The sequence below is a fragment of the Salinigranum salinum genome (assembly GCF_009176545.1).
Classification (GTDB): Archaea; Halobacteriota; Halobacteria; order Halobacteriales; family Haloferacaceae; genus Salinigranum; species Salinigranum salinum.
Map to the genome: position 1 here is coordinate 155,745 of NZ_VTOJ01000002.1, position 18,608 is coordinate 174,352.

General features: G+C 66.7%; 13 protein-coding genes. 7 read left to right on the forward strand and 6 right to left on the reverse strand.

What is annotated here, in order from left to right; all coding sequences use genetic code 11:
- Positions 1-291: 291 nt before the first annotated feature.
- The 4 genes from FZP69_RS12435 to FZP69_RS12450 form a co-directional block, all read right to left on the reverse strand.
- Complete coding sequence (locus tag FZP69_RS12435; protein WP_152041733.1) at positions 292-2,220, reverse strand: S9 family peptidase; 1,929 nt, start codon at positions 2,218-2,220, stop codon at positions 292-294.
- Positions 2,221-3,127: 907 nt separating this feature from the next.
- Entirely contained in the window at positions 3,128-4,714 is a 1,587-nt protein-coding gene (locus FZP69_RS12440) for a hypothetical protein (protein ID WP_152041734.1), read from the reverse strand.
- An 884-nt stretch (positions 4,715-5,598) separates the two neighbouring features.
- A complete protein-coding gene (locus FZP69_RS12445) occupies positions 5,599-7,974 on the reverse strand; it encodes a xanthine dehydrogenase family protein molybdopterin-binding subunit (protein WP_152041735.1) in 2,376 nt (791 codons plus the stop codon).
- Positions 7,975-8,602: 628 nt separating this feature from the next.
- The gene (locus tag FZP69_RS12450) at positions 8,603-9,295 is read right to left on the reverse strand and encodes an SOS response-associated peptidase (RefSeq protein ID WP_152041736.1); all 693 of its coding nucleotides are present in this window, start codon (positions 9,293-9,295) and stop codon (positions 8,603-8,605) included.
- Positions 9,296-9,494: 199 nt separating this feature from the next.
- Here FZP69_RS12450 and FZP69_RS12455 point away from each other — a divergent pair, with 199 nt between their 5' ends.
- The 3 genes from FZP69_RS12455 to FZP69_RS12465 all read left to right on the forward strand — a co-directional run bounded on the left by FZP69_RS12455 (position 9,495) and on the right by FZP69_RS12465 (position 11,801).
- The gene (locus tag FZP69_RS12455) at positions 9,495-10,259 is read left to right on the forward strand and encodes a ribonuclease H-like domain-containing protein (RefSeq protein WP_152041737.1); all 765 of its coding nucleotides are present in this window, start codon (positions 9,495-9,497) and stop codon (positions 10,257-10,259) included.
- 67 nt (positions 10,260-10,326) lie between these two features.
- Complete coding sequence (locus FZP69_RS12460; protein ID WP_152041738.1) at positions 10,327-10,659, forward strand: hypothetical protein; 333 nt, start codon at positions 10,327-10,329, stop codon at positions 10,657-10,659.
- 416 nt (positions 10,660-11,075) lie between these two features.
- On the forward strand, positions 11,076-11,801 hold the full coding sequence (locus tag FZP69_RS12465) for a dolichyl-phosphate hexose transferase (protein ID WP_152041739.1): 726 nt from the start codon (positions 11,076-11,078) through the stop codon (positions 11,799-11,801).
- A gap of 91 nt (positions 11,802-11,892) precedes the next feature.
- Here FZP69_RS12465 and FZP69_RS12470 read toward each other — a convergent pair whose 3' ends face one another.
- Positions 11,893-12,093 carry a DUF5800 family protein gene (locus tag FZP69_RS12470; RefSeq protein WP_152041740.1) on the reverse strand — a complete coding sequence of 67 codons (201 nt, stop codon included), beginning with the start codon at positions 12,091-12,093 and terminating at the stop codon, positions 11,893-11,895.
- Between the two features lie 175 nt (positions 12,094-12,268).
- On the opposite strand from FZP69_RS12470, the gene FZP69_RS12475 reads away from it, so the two are divergent.
- From FZP69_RS12475 to FZP69_RS12490, 4 genes are all read left to right on the forward strand, one after another.
- Complete coding sequence (locus tag FZP69_RS12475; RefSeq protein WP_192918576.1) at positions 12,269-13,441, forward strand: glycoside hydrolase family 27 protein; 1,173 nt, start codon at positions 12,269-12,271, stop codon at positions 13,439-13,441.
- Between the two features lie 369 nt (positions 13,442-13,810).
- Positions 13,811-14,662, forward strand: a complete 852-nt coding sequence (locus tag FZP69_RS12480) for a polymer-forming cytoskeletal protein (protein ID WP_152041742.1) — start codon at positions 13,811-13,813, stop codon at positions 14,660-14,662.
- A gap of 262 nt (positions 14,663-14,924) precedes the next feature.
- Positions 14,925-16,073: a DUF4349 domain-containing protein gene (locus FZP69_RS12485; protein WP_152041743.1), complete on the forward strand. Its 1,149-nt coding sequence runs from the start codon at positions 14,925-14,927 to the stop codon at positions 16,071-16,073.
- A 101-nt stretch (positions 16,074-16,174) separates the two neighbouring features.
- Positions 16,175-17,350, forward strand: coding sequence for a redox-regulated ATPase YchF (locus tag FZP69_RS12490; protein ID WP_152041744.1), 1,176 nt, complete (start codon positions 16,175-16,177; stop codon positions 17,348-17,350).
- 63 nt (positions 17,351-17,413) lie between these two features.
- Here FZP69_RS12490 and FZP69_RS12495 read toward each other — a convergent pair whose 3' ends face one another.
- Complete coding sequence (locus FZP69_RS12495) at positions 17,414-18,541, reverse strand: pyridoxal phosphate-dependent aminotransferase (RefSeq protein ID WP_152041745.1); 1,128 nt, start codon at positions 18,539-18,541, stop codon at positions 17,414-17,416.
- Positions 18,542-18,608: the final 67 nt, after the last annotated feature.

Sequence of the window (18,608 nt, forward strand, 5' to 3'; positions counted from 1 at the left end):
GTGAGTCCGTGCTGTAGCCGCCGGGGAAGTACCGGTCCCAGGCACGCCTCAGGACGGCCCGGAGGACAACGAACGCTCCACGGAGGACAAAGCCTCTGACCTGCTGGGTGCGCGTGAAGGTGGGTGGTCGAAGACCATCCATCGATGTCGAACTCTTCCCATCCGATCTCGACTGCGCGGCCTCCCTGGACTGTGAGGAACAGCGCAGTAACTCATCTGACTTCGATCGCCTTGCTGATCGAGACCGAGCCTCCCGCTCGACTCGGACGGCTCGAACCGGCTGGTCGGATCTCAGTCCTCACTCGTGGAGGTCGCGTCCCCCACCGCACTGGCATCGGTACCGATTCGTCGCTCGAAGAACTCATCCAAGAGGTGGAACGTGCGGGCTTTCTGATCGATGTCCGTCGAAGCGTGGCCTTCTTCGCCGAGTTCACGATACTCGAAGTCGGCATCCTCACCGGCCTCGAAGCCGTGTTCTTCGAGGGCCTCGCGGAAGAGCCGGGCCTGTGAGACAGGCACACGACGGTCGTTGACCCCGTGCAGGATCAAAAGCGGTGCCGAAAGGTTCGCCGCGTGAGTCGTCGGCGAGCGCTCCTCGTACAGTCCGGGGTTGTCTTCGGGCGTGCCGAGGTACTTCTCCATCAACTCAGTCCGAAAGTGCGACATCGTGTTCTCGTACATGTCGGAGAGATCCGAGATCCCGATCCACGCGACACCCGCGTCGTATAGGTCGGGATACTGCACCATCTGCCAGTACGCCGAATACCCTCCGTACGAACCCCCGAACACGACGACTCGACTCTCGTCGATCGGATACTCGTCGATAACGTGCTCTGCGGCGGTCGCAACGTCGCCCTGTTCGGCTCCACCCCAGTCGTCGTACAGGCGCTCGACGAACTCCCTCCCCCGACCGGAGGACCCTCGGTAGTTCACCTGGAGCACCGAGAAGCCACGTGAGACGAGGAACTGGGCGTACAGGTCGAACTGTTTGGTCGATCGGGCCCGCGGCCCACCGTGAGGGTGGACCAACAGTGGCGAAGGCCGGTGACCGGAGTCGTACAGGATCGCCCCGATCTCCAGTTCGTCGTATGGGTCGTGATCGACGGCATCAGCCGGTGTGTCAGGGATACCGTCGGATCTGACGGTGAAGTAGTCCGCGTCGGCGAAGTCCTCGGGAGAGAGCTCACCGTACTCGGCCTCAACTATCGTCTCGTAGTCGTGGGTCTCGATATCGTAGGCTAACAGCTCAGATCGACGGGTCGGGGTCGAAAACGACAGGAGGATCCTCCCGTCTTCGAGTATGTAATCGCCGGCACCCCAGCCGAAATTCACAACTCCGTCCGGGAGCGCGAACTCCTCCGACTCACCGGTGACGACGTCGTACACCACAGGCACCGTCGAGGCCTCACGCTCGCGGACGGCGACGAACTGATTGCCATCTGATAAGAAGAACTGCGGTGTTTCATCGAACTGACCACCACCGAACCAGGCCACCTCGTCGGTCTCAAGATCGTACACTCCACACCGACCGAGATTCACAGTATTGTCGCCTACGAGCAGGGCGTCACCGTCGGGGTGCCAGTCGGCGGGCGTTGCTTCGGCCCCCGTCTCGCCAATCTCGAGATTTCTGGGATCGGATCCATCGACACCGGCGACGTAGACATCTTGGTTCTCGTAGACATCGGTTTCGTTGGTTGCGTATGCGACCCTTTCGCCGTCGGGCGAGAGGTGGCCGACGTACACGGCCCGCTCGTAGTCGGTGATCTTCGTCGTCTCACCGGACGCAAGGTCGTGACGGAAGAGATTCATCTGGCCGTCGCGGTTCGAGCCAACGAGCAGGTGAGTGCCGTTTTCACCCACGTCGGCGAGGAACACCTGGCCGTCCATTTCGACGATCGGTTCGACCCGGCCGTCGCGATCGATCGCGTACAGGTCGTTCTGCTCGTCGCCGTGTTCGTCGAGATGAAAGAATACTCGGTCGCCGTCGGCTGCCCAGTCGACAAACCAACGGGCGTCCCGGGGTACTTCGCCATCGCTCCACTGGTGAAGTTCTCTTGTCTTCGAGTTCAAGACGTGCAGTTCGTTCCGTTCGGTGACATCGTAATACAGTGCGACCTCGCTTCTATCCGGCGACACTGTCGGATGCGCCATGGTCGGAAGTTCCGCGAGTCGTTCTACCAGGTCTCGCTCACCGTTCCCGACCTCCTCAGGATCAGACATACTCGTTCGCGTCATGCGGCCGGGGAAACTTCAGTCGTGCCGTCCCGCTACCGCAACGGGCGCGGGCACCAACGATGTTCGATACCGGCTATTACGAGATGGTCCGGGCGACCCGCCCAGACTGGGGACGGGACCGGGGAGCGAGTAGAACGACTCGTGTGAAAAATTCGATGCCATCGTTTCTGCCCGTCAACAATTCTGCTGAAAGACTGCTCTCTAATGATCAATCAGGTGACTGGCTAACGACCCCACATTGACGCTCGCTGTGCTCGGGGGTGAGGGAAGGGACTCCACGCTACCGCATCAGTTGAAACCACTCGTCTGTGGTTGACGTCACAACCCCCCCCAATTCGACGCGGAACAACGACGGCTGGATTACGATTGTGACTGTTGTGGCATCTGACGACGACACTGCGAGGATCACACAACGGGAGCAGGTGAACTGATGCCTGATAGAGATCCAAGCGAGGACCTCGTCCATGTGGGCTCTAGGGGCGCGCTGACCGACTGGACGATCGTGCAGTTCCCCGCCCCTGGGCGGCGGTGGACGGAGGGGATCGTCGCAGCTCTTTTTGTGACGTGCCGGAGCAGCCCAGGCCCCACCTTCTCATCCGCCGCTCCGTGCTCGCTTCGAAGGAAGCTGCGCGCGCTGCCACAACCTCGTTGGTTGGCTGGGGTTCGAATCGGTTCGACGAGAGTGGGAGCATTCCGGATCAGTTGTGTACTGGCCCGGTCGGTGCGGACGTCCTCGCGGCTGTGTCGGACGAGTAGTTCTTCGGTGTTGTTCCGCCCACTCTGCCGCGGGGTTGCTGTGACAGGACGCGCAGAACTGTTCTCATGCTAGTGAGCTGTGAAGTTTAACTGGTCGTGCTGCATCACAGGCTTGTACTACGTACATTGCTCTGAGTCAGAGGTCGAAATAGCGGACTATCCAGAGGGCGCCGCCACCGAGTATGCACACCACCGTCAGTACCCAGAGGAATATACGATACGACCCGAGGCTGGGCCAGACAACAGCACTGCTTGCAATCAATACACCCATCCCGAGTAGGTAGGTCGGGAACACCCAGTTCAGCCCGGCCTCGTTCTCGAATCGGTCGATATCGGGAATTATCGACACCGACACCACGAGAGCGACGGCCATGACCGAAAGTGGACGAAAGACGATACCGAGTGGGTTCTCGAGAACGGAGCGTCCGTGAGTGATGACGTGTGAGGCAGTCAAAAGCGACAGGAGTTGCGAGAGAACCCCACCGACGATGACGAGTCGTTCACGCCCGACCGGACGGGGGTGACCACGGAGTGAAACGAAGACCGACAGACAGAGGGCCGTGATCAAGAGCGGCCAAGCGATCGCGAAGCCGATCCGAACCCACAGGACGTTCCTCGCGGTTAGGAACCCGGCAACGAGCGGCATCTGTACCGAAGCGACGGCCACGGCACCGATCATCCGATCGACCGGGGGTTTCGCTGGATCGTGAACTCCTTCCCACTCATCCAAGAAGGCGGGGAGCCGTCGGTACTGACGAACCCACGCCCAGAAACTCGACACGCCGGCGAGGAGCAGACTCGTTACGCTCCCGATCACTCCCCAGAGAAACGGGGAGAGCACCAGAGTCGCTGTCACGAGGTCGGCGATGCCGGACGAGGCGAGCAGCTGGAACCCGACCCAGAAGATCCCCGCCGCCCCGAGTGCACCAAGGGCGATAAAGACGGTCGCGAACAGTCCCATCAGACTTCGAGTGGCGTTTCGGCTTGCTCCGAGCAGTCGTTCTTCGAGGTCGACACGCGTGTCAACTGCGGGGAATCGACGCCTGACGTGGGCCGGTGTCCGACGCGAGACCGCGGTCCCGCCGACCCACAGGATCGCGAGCAGGTCCGGAAGGGGGTACGCACGCATCAGGAATCGTGCGGTCAGGCCTGTCAGGAAGGCCGGAAAGACGAGCACGATTCCAGTGGCCGCCACGAACAAGATCACACCGACGACTCGGAGTGCTCCCGTGCGGCTGAGGTCCGTTTTGATCTCTTCAGCGATGTCGTCATCGGATCGGGAGACGAACGCGAGCGGTTCGATCAGGACGTTTTCTGGGTCGAACAGGCTCTGACTGGAGACGAGGTGTGCGTAGCCGGTGAGGGCGACGATCGACAGACAGGTGGTGATGCCTACACGGGTGAGTAACGCGTTCGGGGTTTCCGCCTCGAGTGCGAGTCCGAACGCGAGGGCACAGCTTGCAAACAGGATCGCGAGCCCCCGTCCACGCACGTCGTCCGGGACAATCCCCCGGTAGATGCGGTCGGCGACTATGTAGAACGCGATTACGAACACTCCCCAGCCGACGAACGTCCCGAAGAAGGTGCTAGCGACGGTTCCGGCGACCAGCGAAACGAGAGGGAGCAGGAGCTCCTCCGAGAGGTCCACGAGCGCGAAGACCGCGAGCACTGTCCGCGAGTTCGGGCGAAGCGGCGGGCCGAAGCCGGGAACAGGTTGAGGCACAATCGATCCTTCGAGAGGGGGTATTCACGGTCACCGGGGCAGTGCAGGTGCTTGCTCCCGAAGACGACGTACTGACTCGAATAGATTGTGACGTGTGGTATCCGAGGTGAATTTCATCCCACCCAGCCAGGTGGGAGCCGGGTCCCCTCGAACGTGTCCAGACCCACGCGGGCGTGGAAGTGCCACTCCGGACCCTCGTACTGCATGCGCGGTGGTGCGTCCTCGAGGCGTATCAGTGTCGGCCACCGTCGGTCGGTTAGTTGGCGTTTTCTGGACCTTGTGACGCTCGAATAGTTTCGCGTCTCCATCGTGGTCGTGTTGTTTCAACTCCGGTTCGGGTTTTCTGCCCCTCGTGACGCCGCAGAACATCGTGTGCAGAAATAAACGTTCATCTCTTCTCCTGATTTTTGATACTCTGTCTCGCTAGTTCCACAGTACGGGCAGATTGGTTCTGCAGAAGAACGTCTCACATCCTCACGCAAGCGTTGGGGTCTCAAGTGCGTTCGAAGCCCGAAGATGAGAGCGTCGCAATCATTATCGTGTATCGAACGCGCTCGGAGCGATAGCGTTCACCCTCCAAGTCCCACCGTGACACACGTCACCCCGCACGTCGGGTTGCTGGAGCAGGAACGGCCGTGAAGAGCGGCCGACCCCACCGCCGGAGCGACCGGACGTGCTCACCGCCTGGACCGTCGGGAGTCAGTGTCGGCGAGATCCCGAGCCAGCGGTTCGGTTGGACGGTCGTCACCGGGGCATCGATCGTCGCCGTCGGGCACGGGTTCGGCACGCACGAGGACGTGGTCGACGCGGCTTCGTGAGTCACGGATTACGAATGCGACGAAAACACGCGGCAGCGGCGGAGGAGACGGTCGTCGCCACAGTTGTCAGTCCGCCGCGTCGATCGCCCGCCACACGCGTTCGGGCGTCAGCGGCATGTCGAGCGTCTCGACGCCGAACGGTGCCAGCGCGTCGACGACAGCGTTCACCACCGCGGGCGGGGCGGCGATCGCGCCCGCTTCGCCGACGCCCTTCACGCCGAGGGGGTTGTGTGGACACGGGGTGACCGTCGACTCCCACTCGATCTCCGGGACGTGGCCGGCCTTGGGCATCGCGTAGTCCTGAAGCGACCCCGTCAGGAGGTTGCCGTTGTCGTCGTAGACGGCCTCCTCCTGGAGGGCCTGCCCGATCCCCTGTGCGACGCCGCCGTGGATCTGGCCCTCGACGATCGAGGGGTTGATCTGGACACCCACGTCGTCGACGGCGACGTACCGCTCGACGTCGACTTCGCCCGAGTCGGGGTCGACCTCGACGACGCAGACGTGCGTCCCGAACGGGAACGTGTAGTTTGGCGGGTCGAAGTAGGTGGTCGCGTCGAGGCCCGGTTCGGTTCCCTCAGGAAGGGCGTCGGCACCGTCGTACGCCACCGCAGCTACCTCCTGGAGGGTCATCGACCGGCTCGGGGCACCCCTGACGGCGAACGTTCCCTCGTCGAACTCGAGGTCTGCCACGGCGACTTCGAGCTGGTAGGCGGCGATCTCACGGGCCTTGTCGACCACCTTCTCCGCGCTCCGCTTGAGTGCGCCCCCACCGACGGCCATCGCCCGACTCCCGGCCGTCCCGTGTCCCTCGGCGACCTCGGCCGTGTCCCCCTCGCGGACCTCGACGTCGTCGAACGGGACGCCCAACGCGTTCGCGACGATCTGCGTGTAGCCGGTCCGGTGGCCGGTGCCGATCTCCGCCGTGCCGGTCTTGACGACCACCCGGCCGGAGGGTTTGACGCGGACGACGCCACTCTCGAACATCCCGGGCCCGGCACCGCAGGCCTCCACGTAACACGAGAGACCGATCCCCAGGTGACGACCCTCCTCGCGGGCGGCCCGCTGTCGCTCGCGGAACGCCTCGTAGTCGATCAGGTCGAGCGCCCGGTCGAGCGTCTTCTCGTACTCGCCCGAGTCGTAGGTGCGGCCCAGTCCGGTCTCGAAGGGGAACTGGTCGGGGGAGATGAAGTTTCGTCGACGGAGCTCGACCGGATCCACGTCGAGTTCCCGCGCGACGACGTCCACCAGTCGCTCGACGAAGTACGTCGCCTCCGGTCGCCCCGCGCCCCGGTACGCCGAGAGCGGGGCGGTGTTGGTGAACGCCCCCGTCGTGTGGACGTACGCATCCGACACCTCGTACTGGCCGTTGGCCATCACGCCGAGGTTGGTCGGCACGCCCGACCCGCCGGGGACGAGCAAGCCGCCGACCGGGACCGTGGTGTCGGCGCGGAACCCCCGGAGGATGCCGTCGTCGTCGACGCCCACGGTCGCGTGCACGAGGTGGTGTCGCGCGTGGATCATCGACAGGAAGTCCTCGGTCCGCGGCGCGACCCACTTCACGGGCCGCCCGAGTTGCATCGCACACCAGCCCGCCAGCAGGTGGCCCGTATACGGGAAGAGCTTGGCCCCGAACCCACCACCGACGTCCGGGGGTCGAACCCGGATCCGGTGATCGGGCAGCCCGAGCGTCTCCGACAGATCGGCCTGGACCTGGTGGGGGTTCTGCGTGGACATCTCGACGAACAGTTCGCCGTCCGACGGACGGTACTGCGCGACCGCGGCGCGCGGCTCCATCGCCGTCGGACTCACTCTGTTGATCTCCAGGTCGAACTCGACGACGGTGTCCGCCGCGTCGAGCGCCGCCGCGGCCGCATCCTCGTCTCCGGTGTCCCAGGTGAACGCGACGTTCCCCGGCGCGTCGTCGTGGATCGTGGGTGCCCCGTCGGCCAGCGCCGCCGTCGGATCGACCACGGCCTCTCGGGGGTCGTAGTCGACGTCGATGGCGTCGAGCGCGTCGCGAGCCGTGTAGCGGTCCTCGGCGACCACGGCCGCGACGGGCTGGCCCTGGTACGTGACGAGGTCGTCGGCCAGCATCGGATGGTCGGGCGCGACGCCGTCGGTCTCGGTGTCGGACTCGGCCGACCCACCCGCCGGATCGTCCACCCGGATGTAGCCAGGTGCGTCCGACGCCGCGACGTCGTCCCAGGTGACGGTGGCGACCACGCCGTCCATCGCCGCCGCGTCGCTCACGTCGATCGACTCGATCCGTGCGTGGCCGTACCGACTCCCGAGCAGTGCGAGGTGGACCTCGCCCGCGTACGAGATGTCGTCGGTGTACTCGGCGTCGCCAGTGATGAGGTGAGGGTCCTCGCGACGCTGGATCGCCGACCCGATCAGGTCGCTCGGCGTGGCGTCGCCGCCCGCGATGGTCTCGAACGGCATCTAGTCACGCCCTGCCCGGACCGTGGAGCGTGCCAGCGAGTGGTGTCGACGACTCGTGCGTTACCTCACAGGGTGTGTCAGGACGACTCATGGGCTACCTCACTGTCCCTCCGCGCGTACAAAAACGAGTCGTCTCTCGGCACTCTCGGGGGCTCCGTCCGGAGCCCGAGCCGTTCCCGTGGAACCACACCGCGAGGAAGCCGAAGTCTTCGACCGGAGGAGAGTCCGACACACGTGGGGACACCGGTCCTCGGACGCGAGTACGGATACTGGCCCTCGTGAACGGTACGCATCACTCGGGAACGCTCCGGAGTGGGCCGTTACCTCCGGTGTTTCACCCGGATTCGGTCAGTTCGCCGGAACGTATTTGCGTCAGACGCACGTACGACGAAACGATGGTCGCACCCACGACCGTACAGATCTGCCTCGACTGTGGCCGGGACGACCTCGCGAGTCGAAGCGAGGACATCGAACGCTGTCCCGACTGCGATTCCCTGGCAGTCTGCTAACGGACCATACACGAGACGGTCACCCCATCGGTTCCGGGGGGAGCCTGCGCGTTGCCGTCCGGCGAGTTCTCCCGTGAGATCACCGCGTCTACCGTATCGATTCCACGCCGCTCTGCCGCTCACTCGACCGCTTCGACGAGTTCCGGACCGTCGTTCGCGGGGCTGTTCACCCGCGTCGAGACGGGGTAGGCGGTCCACTCGTCGGCGGGGGCGGGATCGAGCAGGTCGAACGCCTCCTCGGGCGTGCCGTGGAGCCACTGATCCTCCTCGTCGGGGGCGAGCACCACCGCCATCCGGTGGTGCAGTTCCGAGACGACCGCGTTCGGCTCGGTCGTGATCACGGTGAACGTCTCGACCGGATCGGGGTCGCCCGTCGCCCCGCCACCGAACTCGCCGAGGCCCGTCTGTCGCGTCGGCGGCGTCCAGCGCTCCCACAGCCCCGCCATCGCGAACGGCCTGTCGTCCTCGTAGGCGACGCGGTAGGGCTGTTTCCCCCCATCGCGCTCGGCCCACTCGTAGAACCCGTCCGCCGGCACCAGACAGCGGCGGGACTCGAACGGTTCGGCGAAGCTCCGTTTCTCCCGGACGGTCTCGGCGCGGGCGTTGATGAACGTCGTCGAGTCGTCGTCCGCCCATCGGGGGACGAGCCCCCACGTCTTGAACGCGAACTGGTCGGGGGTGTCGGCCGTCACCACGGGGAGCTGCTGGCCGGGGGCGCAGTTGTACCGTCGCTCCACGGGTCGGGGGAAGGAGGCGTCGAACCGTTCTTCGAGTCGCTCCTGGGGAGTGAAGAGGGAGTATCGGCCGCACATGAGTCGAGAGAGGTGTCGGCGGGACATAACCCTCGGGGTTCAGCCGACGGGCCGGCACCGGTGACGGAGAGGAGACGACCCACCGGACGAGGAGTGATGTACCGTCACTCGCGATACGGACCGTCTGGCCTGGCGTTGCGTCCCGCCCCGTGTCCCGCGAGCGAGGGGTTTACCACTCCCGGCCGACCTCTGATCGTGCATGCGCGTGGAGAACTCCTTCATCCCGGTGCGCGGCGTGGGCGAGAAGACCGAACGGCGTCTGTGGCGGCAGGGCGTCGTGGAGTGGGACGACTTCCACCGGGCGGTCGACGGGGTGGGACCGACCACCGCCGAGCGCATCGAGTCGTTCATCGAGGAGGCCCGCCCGCGCCTCCACGACCGGGACTCGGCGTACTTCGCCCGGACCTTCCCCGACAGCGAACAGTGGCGGCTGTACGAGACCTTTCGGGACGACGCCTGCTTCTTCGACATCGAGACGACCGGCCTCGACCACCGTCGCGACGCGGTGACGACCGTCTCCCTCTACCGCGACGGCGACACCACCACGCTCGTCCGTGGCGACGACCTGACGGCCGACGCGCTCGCGTCGGCATTCGACGATGCCGGCCTGCTCGTGACGTTCAACGGCGCACGGTTCGACGTCCCCTTCCTCGAGACCTCGTTCGGGATCGACCTCGACTACCCGCATCTGGACCTCATGTACGCCTGTCGATCCGTGGGGCTCACGGGCGGGCTCAAAACCGTCGAGCGGGAGGTCGGGATCGACCGCGACCGACCGGACCTCTCGGGACGCGACGCCGTCAGACTCTGGCGACAGTACGAACGCGGGGACGACGCGGCGCTCGACACGCTCGTGTCGTACAACCGTGAGGACACGGTGAACCTCGCGACGCTCGCCGACCACGTCACGGCGCGGCTCGACGAGCGGACGTTCGGAGCGCACGAGGGACCGTCCACGGAGTGACCGCCCGGCGAGCAGCTGTCGGTCCAGTGCCGGGTGATTTTTGATGCGTCCGTCGGTGGATGCCGGTATGACTCGTGACCCCACGCGCACGCCCGACGACCCGGACTCGACGACCGAGTCGGAGGCGTCGGTCGACGTGGACGAGGACGACGAGGCGAACCGACCCGGCAGTCTGGAGAACACGAACCCACCGCCGCGCGAGTCGGACGGCGACGACCACGACGGCGACGAGACGGTTCCGGCGGTCGAACTGGACCTCTACGACCTCTCGGTCCGGGTGAGCGGCCAGTCGACCGACGACCTCGACGCGGTCGAGGGGGCCGCCCGGGAGCTCATGGACTTCCTCGTCGACCGGGCGCGGACGCTCGAAGACCGGCCCGACGACCGCGGGCTGAGCTGAAGGGCGTCGTCGCGGTCGCGGTCCGCTCGACCGCCTCCTGCCGGCTCTCTCAGGGACGGTCAGCGCCACTGGTCCGTCGTCGGTCCCCGACGGAAGTGAACGAACCGCACGACTCACTCGTCTCGGACGGACGACACGTGGTGCAGTAAATCACTCGTTTACAATACAGTCCATATTGGACATCTGATTACTCGTGCACGAGAGGGCAGCTAAACGGCTCTAATTTGCCCATATCGATATTGACTCTCGTAAGACCGTTCCATCTCGACTTACTCGTGTCTTCTCAGTACATCTCTCCACCGAGAGTTTCTCGGTCCGAGCGGGGTGAGCAGCACCGGGAGCACGACCCGCGACGGTTCCTCCCCGTTTTTGGCGAACCTAAACCTTCAAATCACTCGACTCGTAACCCCAAGTCGATGACCACGTACACGTTCGACGACGTCGCCGTCGTGATGGGCACGTACAACGAAGAGGCCGCCATCGAGCACGTCCTCACCGACATCGACCGGGTGACCGACGGTCGGGCCGAGGTGGTCTGCGTCGACGGCTCCTCCGACCGGACGCCCGAAGTCGCCCGCGACCACGGCGCGCGCGTCATCGAACAGGAGCCGCAGGGGTACGGCGTCGCCGTCCGCGAAGCCGTGCTCGCACCCGATCGGCCCGTCGTCGTCACCACCGACTGCGACGACACGTATCCGATGGAGCGACTCCCGGACTTCCTCGACGCGATCAACGAGGGGTACGACGTCGTCTCCGGCGACCGACTCTCCCGCGGTGCGGAGACGATGCCGCGGGTCAACCGGCTGGGGAATCAGGCGTTCGCGCTCTGTGCGTCGGCGCTCGTGGGCCGCCGCCTCCACGACACGACGACGGGGATGCGCGCGTACCGACGCGACGTGATCGAGGACGTGACGTGGACGGAGAACACGGGCCTGTCGGCGGAACTGCTCCTGCGACCGGTGATGCGCGGCTACCGCGTCCGGGAAGTCGAGATCGACTACGACGAACGACGAGGGGAGACCACGCTCGATCCGCTCTCCGGCGGGCTCGAGATCGCCGGCTCGATCGTCCGCGTCGCGGGTGAGGAGTGGATGCGGCGGCTCACGGCCGACGACAGTCGCGCGATCACTCGGTCGACGTAGCCACCAGTCGACAGCGCCAGTTCCGCTCGCCGTGGCGGTCGTCTCTCGGGACTGGACGCTGGCGACGCCGGACCCGATGACTCGGTCGCGACTACCGCCGGAGGATGTCCTGGATCCGGCGCGGTTCGCCAGAGAGGGCAGGGTTCTTCTCGACGATCTTCATCACCTCGTGGTCGGTCACGTTCGGGTAGGATTTGCCGATCGCCTCCTCGATGAGGTCCCGTTCGAGCCGGAAATCGGTTCCCTGGTAGACGACGTCGACACCGTGCTCGTCGAACGACAGGGCGGTCATGGAGGGTCGTACCGCTCGGGAGGATATAAACGCACGGCAACGGGTGCGGTGGAACACGTCCGCTCCGCCCCCCGTCGTCGCCCCGTCCCGAGCGTCGGTCCGCGTCCCGTGTCGTCCGGAATTCGTCGACCGGGGACACGAACCGTTAACTCCGCGATCCGCCCACACCACGGACATGCCACCGTCGACCACGCGGACGCCGCCGATGGGCTGGAACTCCTGGAACGCCCACAGTTGCACCGTCACCGAATCCGACGTCCGCGACGCGGCGGCGGCGCTGGTCGACACCGGGCTCCGCGACGTGGGCTACGAGTACCTCGTCGTCGACGACTGCTGGATGGCCCCGGAGACGGACGACGACGGACGGCTCGTGCCCGACCCCGAAGCGTTCCCGGGCGGCATGGCGGCGCTCGCCGCGGACGTCCACGCGGCCGGGTTGCGGTTCGGGCTCTACTCGTCCGCCGGGACGGAGACCTGTCAGGGGTACCCCGCGAGCCTCGGCCGCGAGCGTCTGCACGCCGAACAGTTCGCCGAGTGGGGCGTCGACTACCTCAAGTACGACAACTGCGGCGACCACCGGGGGAGAGACGCCGTCGAGCGGTACGCCGCGATGGGTGCGGCCCTCCGGGAGACGGACCGAGAGATCGTCTACAGCGTCTGCGACTGGGGGACGAACGATCCCTGGTCGTGGGGACGGAACGTGGGCGGGCACCTGTGGCGGACGACCGACGACAGCGTCGCCAAGTGGCGCACGGGCGCGGACGAGTTCGGCCTCGGGATCGCCGACATCCTCGACCGTACGGCCGCCCTCGACATCGCGTCGTTCCACGGACCGTACGGCTGGAACGATCCGGACATGCTGCAGGTCGGCAACGGTCCCGACTCGGGCCAGTCGCGACACGAAGCCGTGGTCGTCGACCGACCGCTCACCCGCGCGGAGACCCGCACCCACTTCGCGTTCTGGTGTCTCTTGGCAGCTCCGCTGGTGATCGGGACCGACCTCACGGCGCTCGACGCCGTCGACCGCGAGATCCTGGCCAACGAACGACTGATCCGGATCGATCAGGATCCCCTCGGGTTCCAGGGAACGCCGGACCGCCGCGACGCCACCGAAGAGATCTGGAGCAAACGGCTCGCCGACGGCGGGGGTGCTGTCGCCCTGCTCAACCGCGGCCACGACGTGACAGAGATCCAGACGCGCGTGGCGGACGTCGCGGTGCCGACGGTCGCCGACCGCTACCGGGTGGTGGACTGCTGGACCGGCGAGGAGTGGGAGACGACGGGCGAACTGGCCGCGAGCGTCGTCCCGCGCGACACCGCGGTCCTGCGCGTGACTCCGGTCGAGTGAACGACGGACGCCGACGCCGAACCCGGGAGAGAACGAGGCCAGGAGAGAACGAGCCCGGGAGAGAACGGGACCAGGTGGACGGTCGATCCGACGGTGTCGACGGCCTCGTCGTCCCGAACGCCGACGGCGAGCGACGCGAGCCGTCCCCCACACGTAGCTCCGGAGTCTGAATGTCGTCCGTCCACGCGCCTCGGTCCGCCCACCCTCGGTCCGCCCACTCCCGACCCACTCACCGCCGATCCGCCCCCGGTCCACCGCCACTGCCGTCGACGAACCCCCCGCGACAGCCCGGGACGAGAGGCGAGACAGCCGATTCGTCTGACGCGCGTCGCACGAGAGTATATTATCCCCGACGTGCCATGATTCGATGTGTCACTCGGAACGGACCCGCTGGACGCACTGGAGATTCCTGACGGGACCACCGTCGAGGAACACGACCTCGTCACCGACCGGGACGTGATCGTCGGCGGCCAGAGCTCCGTCGAGTTCGGGGTGCGCGGGCGGAACGTGATGGCGGGCGAGCGCGTCCGGTTCGGCGGCGACATCGAGGCCGAGGGCGACTGTCGGCTCGACGTCTGGTGCCGGGTCGCCGGGAACGTGCTCGTCGGCAAGGACGCCTACCTCGGCGAGCGCGTCCACATCGAGGGACGCCTGATGGTCTCCGGCGACCTCGACATCGGCGACGACGTCGACATCGACGAGGGGTTCGAGGCGAGCGGCTGGATCGTCATCCGCAACCCGATGCCGACCCTCGTGTTCTACTTCATCGTGCTCTCGCAGCTGCTTCGGCTGGGCGAGGACGACGCCGCCGACGAGATGGCGCAGGCGCTGTCGTCGGACGGCGGGCAGACCCCACTGGTCGTGCCCCGCGGGGCGGACGTCTCCGACGACGCCTGGCGCGTCTCCACGCCGGCACACGTCGGTTCGGACTGTCGCCTCCACGGGAACATCCGCGCTGCCCGGATCGAGATGGGCGAGCGGAACAACGTCTTCGGGAGCCTCCGCGCGAAGGGTGACGTCACCATCGGGTCCGAGACTCGCATCCACGGCGACGTCACTACCCGGGGTGGCCACGTCACGGTCGAAGAGGACGCACGGATCCTCGGCGACGTCTCCTGTGGTGACCTCGAACTCCACGAGGGTGCGACGGTCGACGGGACCGTCCGCGCGCGCGGCGAGATGCGCATCAGTCGTACCGACGCGTCCCGCGATGCGGAGTGACGTCGGACGAGCGTCCGCCACCGACCCCACCACGCTGGTCACTGTCCGGGCTCGCACCGTCGGCCCACCGGGACCGCGTTCGGCCCGAACTGTCGGCGATCAGTCCTGGAACGGTGCGATCACGAGGAGAAACGCCACCCCACGGCGTCCGGCGTGAACGCCACGGAGATGCCGGCACGTGAACCGCTGTGCCGTGTCCGTAAGTGAAGGGCGGCTTTGTCCATAGCCAAGGGTTTTTTGACTGCCTGTCGTTCCCCCGAACATGAATCGGAGTCGAACACGGACGATCGCGACCGTTCTCGTCGTGCTCATGGCGGTCCTCGCGGGCTGTAGCGCGGGGTCCCAGGACGCCGGCGGCGTCGCCAGCGGCGGCGGCGGTGACGGCGGTGCCGCCGAGCCGGAGGCAGAACGAGCCGACGCATCGACGGAGCTCGCCGCGGAGGGAGACGGCTCCTCCGGCGACGCCTCGTCGGTGCAGTCGATCGATTCGCGCGCGCTCGTCCGCACCGGACGGGTAGAACTCGAGGTGACGGACTACGAACGCACCGAGCGGAACCTCACACGCCTCGTCGAGTCGCGCGACGGGTTCGTCTCCGACACCCAGCAGCGACAGCACCGCGTGGGTGACCGGACGTATCTGACGGGAACGGTCGTCCTCCGGGTGCCCAACGAGCGGTTCGCCGAGACGTTCGCGGACATCCAGGCGGAGGGCGAGGTGCTCGAGTCGTCCACCTCGACCGAGGACGTGACCGAGCAGCTGGTCGACATCGAGGCGCGGCTGAGCAACCTCCGCGCCCAGCGCGACCGGCTCCGCACGCTGTACGACCAGGCGAGCGACACCGAGGACGTGCTTCAGGTCGAGCGCCGGCTCTCGGAGGTCCAGACCGAGATCGAACGACTGGAGGCGCGGAAGCAGGCGCTCGAACGCCGGGTCGCCTTCTCCACCATCACCGTCGAGATCAGAGAGGAACGACCCGACCGTCTCGGTGTCGACGAGAGGTGGTACGACATCGGCTTCGTCGGCGCGTTCCTCGAGTCGGTGAACGGGGTCGTCGTCGCCGCCCGCATCGCCGTCGTCGTCGCCGGCTACGTTCTGCCGTACCTGCTCGTCCTCGGGGTTCCCGTCGGGCTCCTCGGCGGCGTGCTCGCGTGGCGACGCGGCTGGCGGCCCCTGGGCGGGGGAAGCGAGGTCGTCGAGGATCCGCCATCGACGGGTGAACCGGACGACGCTGATGACGGACGCGACGGCGTGACCGACGTCGGGGAGGCAGACGACGTCGGGGATGCGGACGACGCCGATGGTGTGGACGACGTCGCGGACGACACCGTTGCAGACACGACCACGGACGCCGACGCCGAGGGCGACTCGGAACCGGCGGACGACCGCGACGACCGCGACGACCAGCAGTAGCGGCGTCGACCACTCGACCCACGTCGGCCATCCGACCCACCACGGCTCTCCGATCCACCTCGACCGAAAGGCAGTTTTCGGCCACGCCCGACGGAGAGGGTATGCTCTCTCTCGCGCTCGCGGGCAAGCCCAACGCGGGCAAGTCCACGTTCTACAAGGCGGCCACGATGGCCGACGTCGACGTCGCCAACTACCCCTTCACGACGATCGATGCCAACCGCGGCGTGACGTACGCGCGGGCGCGCTGCCCCTGTCTCGACCGCGACGAACGCTGCGGCAACTGCAGCGACGGCAAGCGGTACGTGGCCGTGGAACTCGTCGACGTCGCTGGACTCGTCCCCGGCGCGCACGAGGGACGCGGGCTCGGCAACCAGTTCCTCGACGAACTCACGAACGCCGACGCCATCCTCAACGTGGTCGACGCCTCCGGCGGCACCGACGAGGAGGGCGAACCGGTCGAGATCGGGACGTACGATCCCCTCGACGAGGTCGACTTCATCGAGCGGGAGATGGACCTGTGGCTCGCGGGGATCGTCGATCGCAACTGGGAGTCGATCGAGCGGAAGTCGCGGTCGCCCGACTTCGAGATCGACGAGGCGCTCGCCGACCTCCTCACTGGGTTCGGCGCGTCGGAGTACGAGGTCGCCGCCGCCCTGCGCGAACTGGACTACCCGGCCGATCCGATCCAGTGGACCGCGACGGAGAAGGAGGCGCTCGCCCGCGAGATCCGAGAGCGGACGAAGCCGATCGTGCTCGTGGCGAACAAGGCCGACGTCGCACCTCCCGAAAACCTCGACCGGATGCGCGACACCGGCGAGTTCGTCGTTCCGGCGACCGCCGACGGCGAACTCGCTCTCAGGCGCGGGGCCGAGGCGGGCGTCGTCGCGTACGACCCCGGCGACGACGACTTCGAGATCGTCGGCGACGTCACCGGCGGCCAGCGGAAGGGGCTCGAGCAGATCCGCGCGGTCGTCGAGGCGCACGGGGGGACGGGCGTCCAGCAGTCGATAAACACCGCCGTCTACGACCTACTCGACCACGTCACCGTCTACCCCGTCCAGAACGAGTCCAAGTGGACCGACGGGCAGGGCGAGACCCTCCCCGACGCCTTCTTGCTCCCGCGGGGATCGACGCCGAAGGACCTCGCCTACGCGGTCCACTCGGACATCGGCGACGGCTATCTCCACGCCGTGGACGCCCGGTCGAACCGGCGGATCAGCGAGTCGTACGAGCTGGAAGAAGGCGACGTGATCAAGGTTGTCAGCACGGCGAAGTGAAACGGTGGCCGGCGGTCGCGCTCTACGGGCCGGACGCACCCGACAGCTGAAGGGCCCGAGTCGTCACTGCACCGCGTCGTACGCCTCGCCCATCCGGGCGAGCGCCTCTTTCAGTTCCTCGACCCCGGTCGCGTAGGAGAGTCGGGCGTACCCCCTCCCGTGGGAGCCGAAGGCCTCGCCCGGGACGACGATGACGTCGCGTTCGATGCAGGCGTCGACGAACCCCTCGGGAACCTTCGGCATCGCGTAGAACGCCCCCTTGGGCGTGGGGCACTCGATGCCGATCTCCGCGAAGCCGTCGAGGAGGAGGTCGCGGCGTTCGCGGAACGACTGCGTCATCTCCTCGACGAGCGCCGCCGTCTCCGACCCGGTCAGCGCCGCCTCCGTGGCGAACTGTGCGGGGGCCGACGCACACGCCTGGGCGTACTGGTGGACGCGAACCATCCGCTCGACTCTGCGCGAGGAGCCGTACACCCAGCCGAGGCGCCAGCCCGTCATCGAGAACAGTTTGGACGCGGAGTTGACGACGACGACGTTGTCGGTTTCGGCGTACTCGACGGGCGAGTGGTGGTCGCCCTCGAAGACGGTGTACTCGTACACCTCGTCGGAGATGCAAAGCACGTCGTGTTCGTCGGCGATGCGGGCGAACTCGCGGACGTCCTCCTCGGAGGAGACCGCTCCCGTGGGGTTGCCGGGCGAGTTGACGACGAACGCGGCAGTGTCGTCCGTGATGGCGTCCTCGACGGCGGCGGGGTCGATCGTGAGGTCGTCGCGGAGGGGGACGGGCGCGGGTTCGCCGCCGGCGAGTTTCGTCAGGGCGTCGTACGAGACGAAGCCCGGATCCGGGATAACCACCTCGTCGCCGGGGTCGACGTGTGCCTCCAGCGCGATGTGGAGCGCCTCGCTCCCCCCGGCGGTGGCGACGACGTCGTCGGGCGAGAGGTCGATCCCCTGGTCGCGCTCGTGCTTGGCCGCGATCGCCTCCCGCAGCGAGCGCATCCCCTTGTTCTCGGTGTACGCGTCGGCCTCGCCGGCCATGATGGCGTCGGCCGCTGCCTGTCGTGCGTGTTCGGGGGCCGCGAAGTCGGGCTGGCCCAGACCGAGGTTGATCGCGTCCTCGCCTGCCGCCTCGAACACCTCGCGGATGCCGCTGATGGAGATGCGCTCGACTCGGTCCGAGAAGTGAGTCATACTTCCATCCGTGCAGGCGAGTGGAATAGTTCTTTGCGAACGGTCCCGATCACGACCGTCCGTGAGA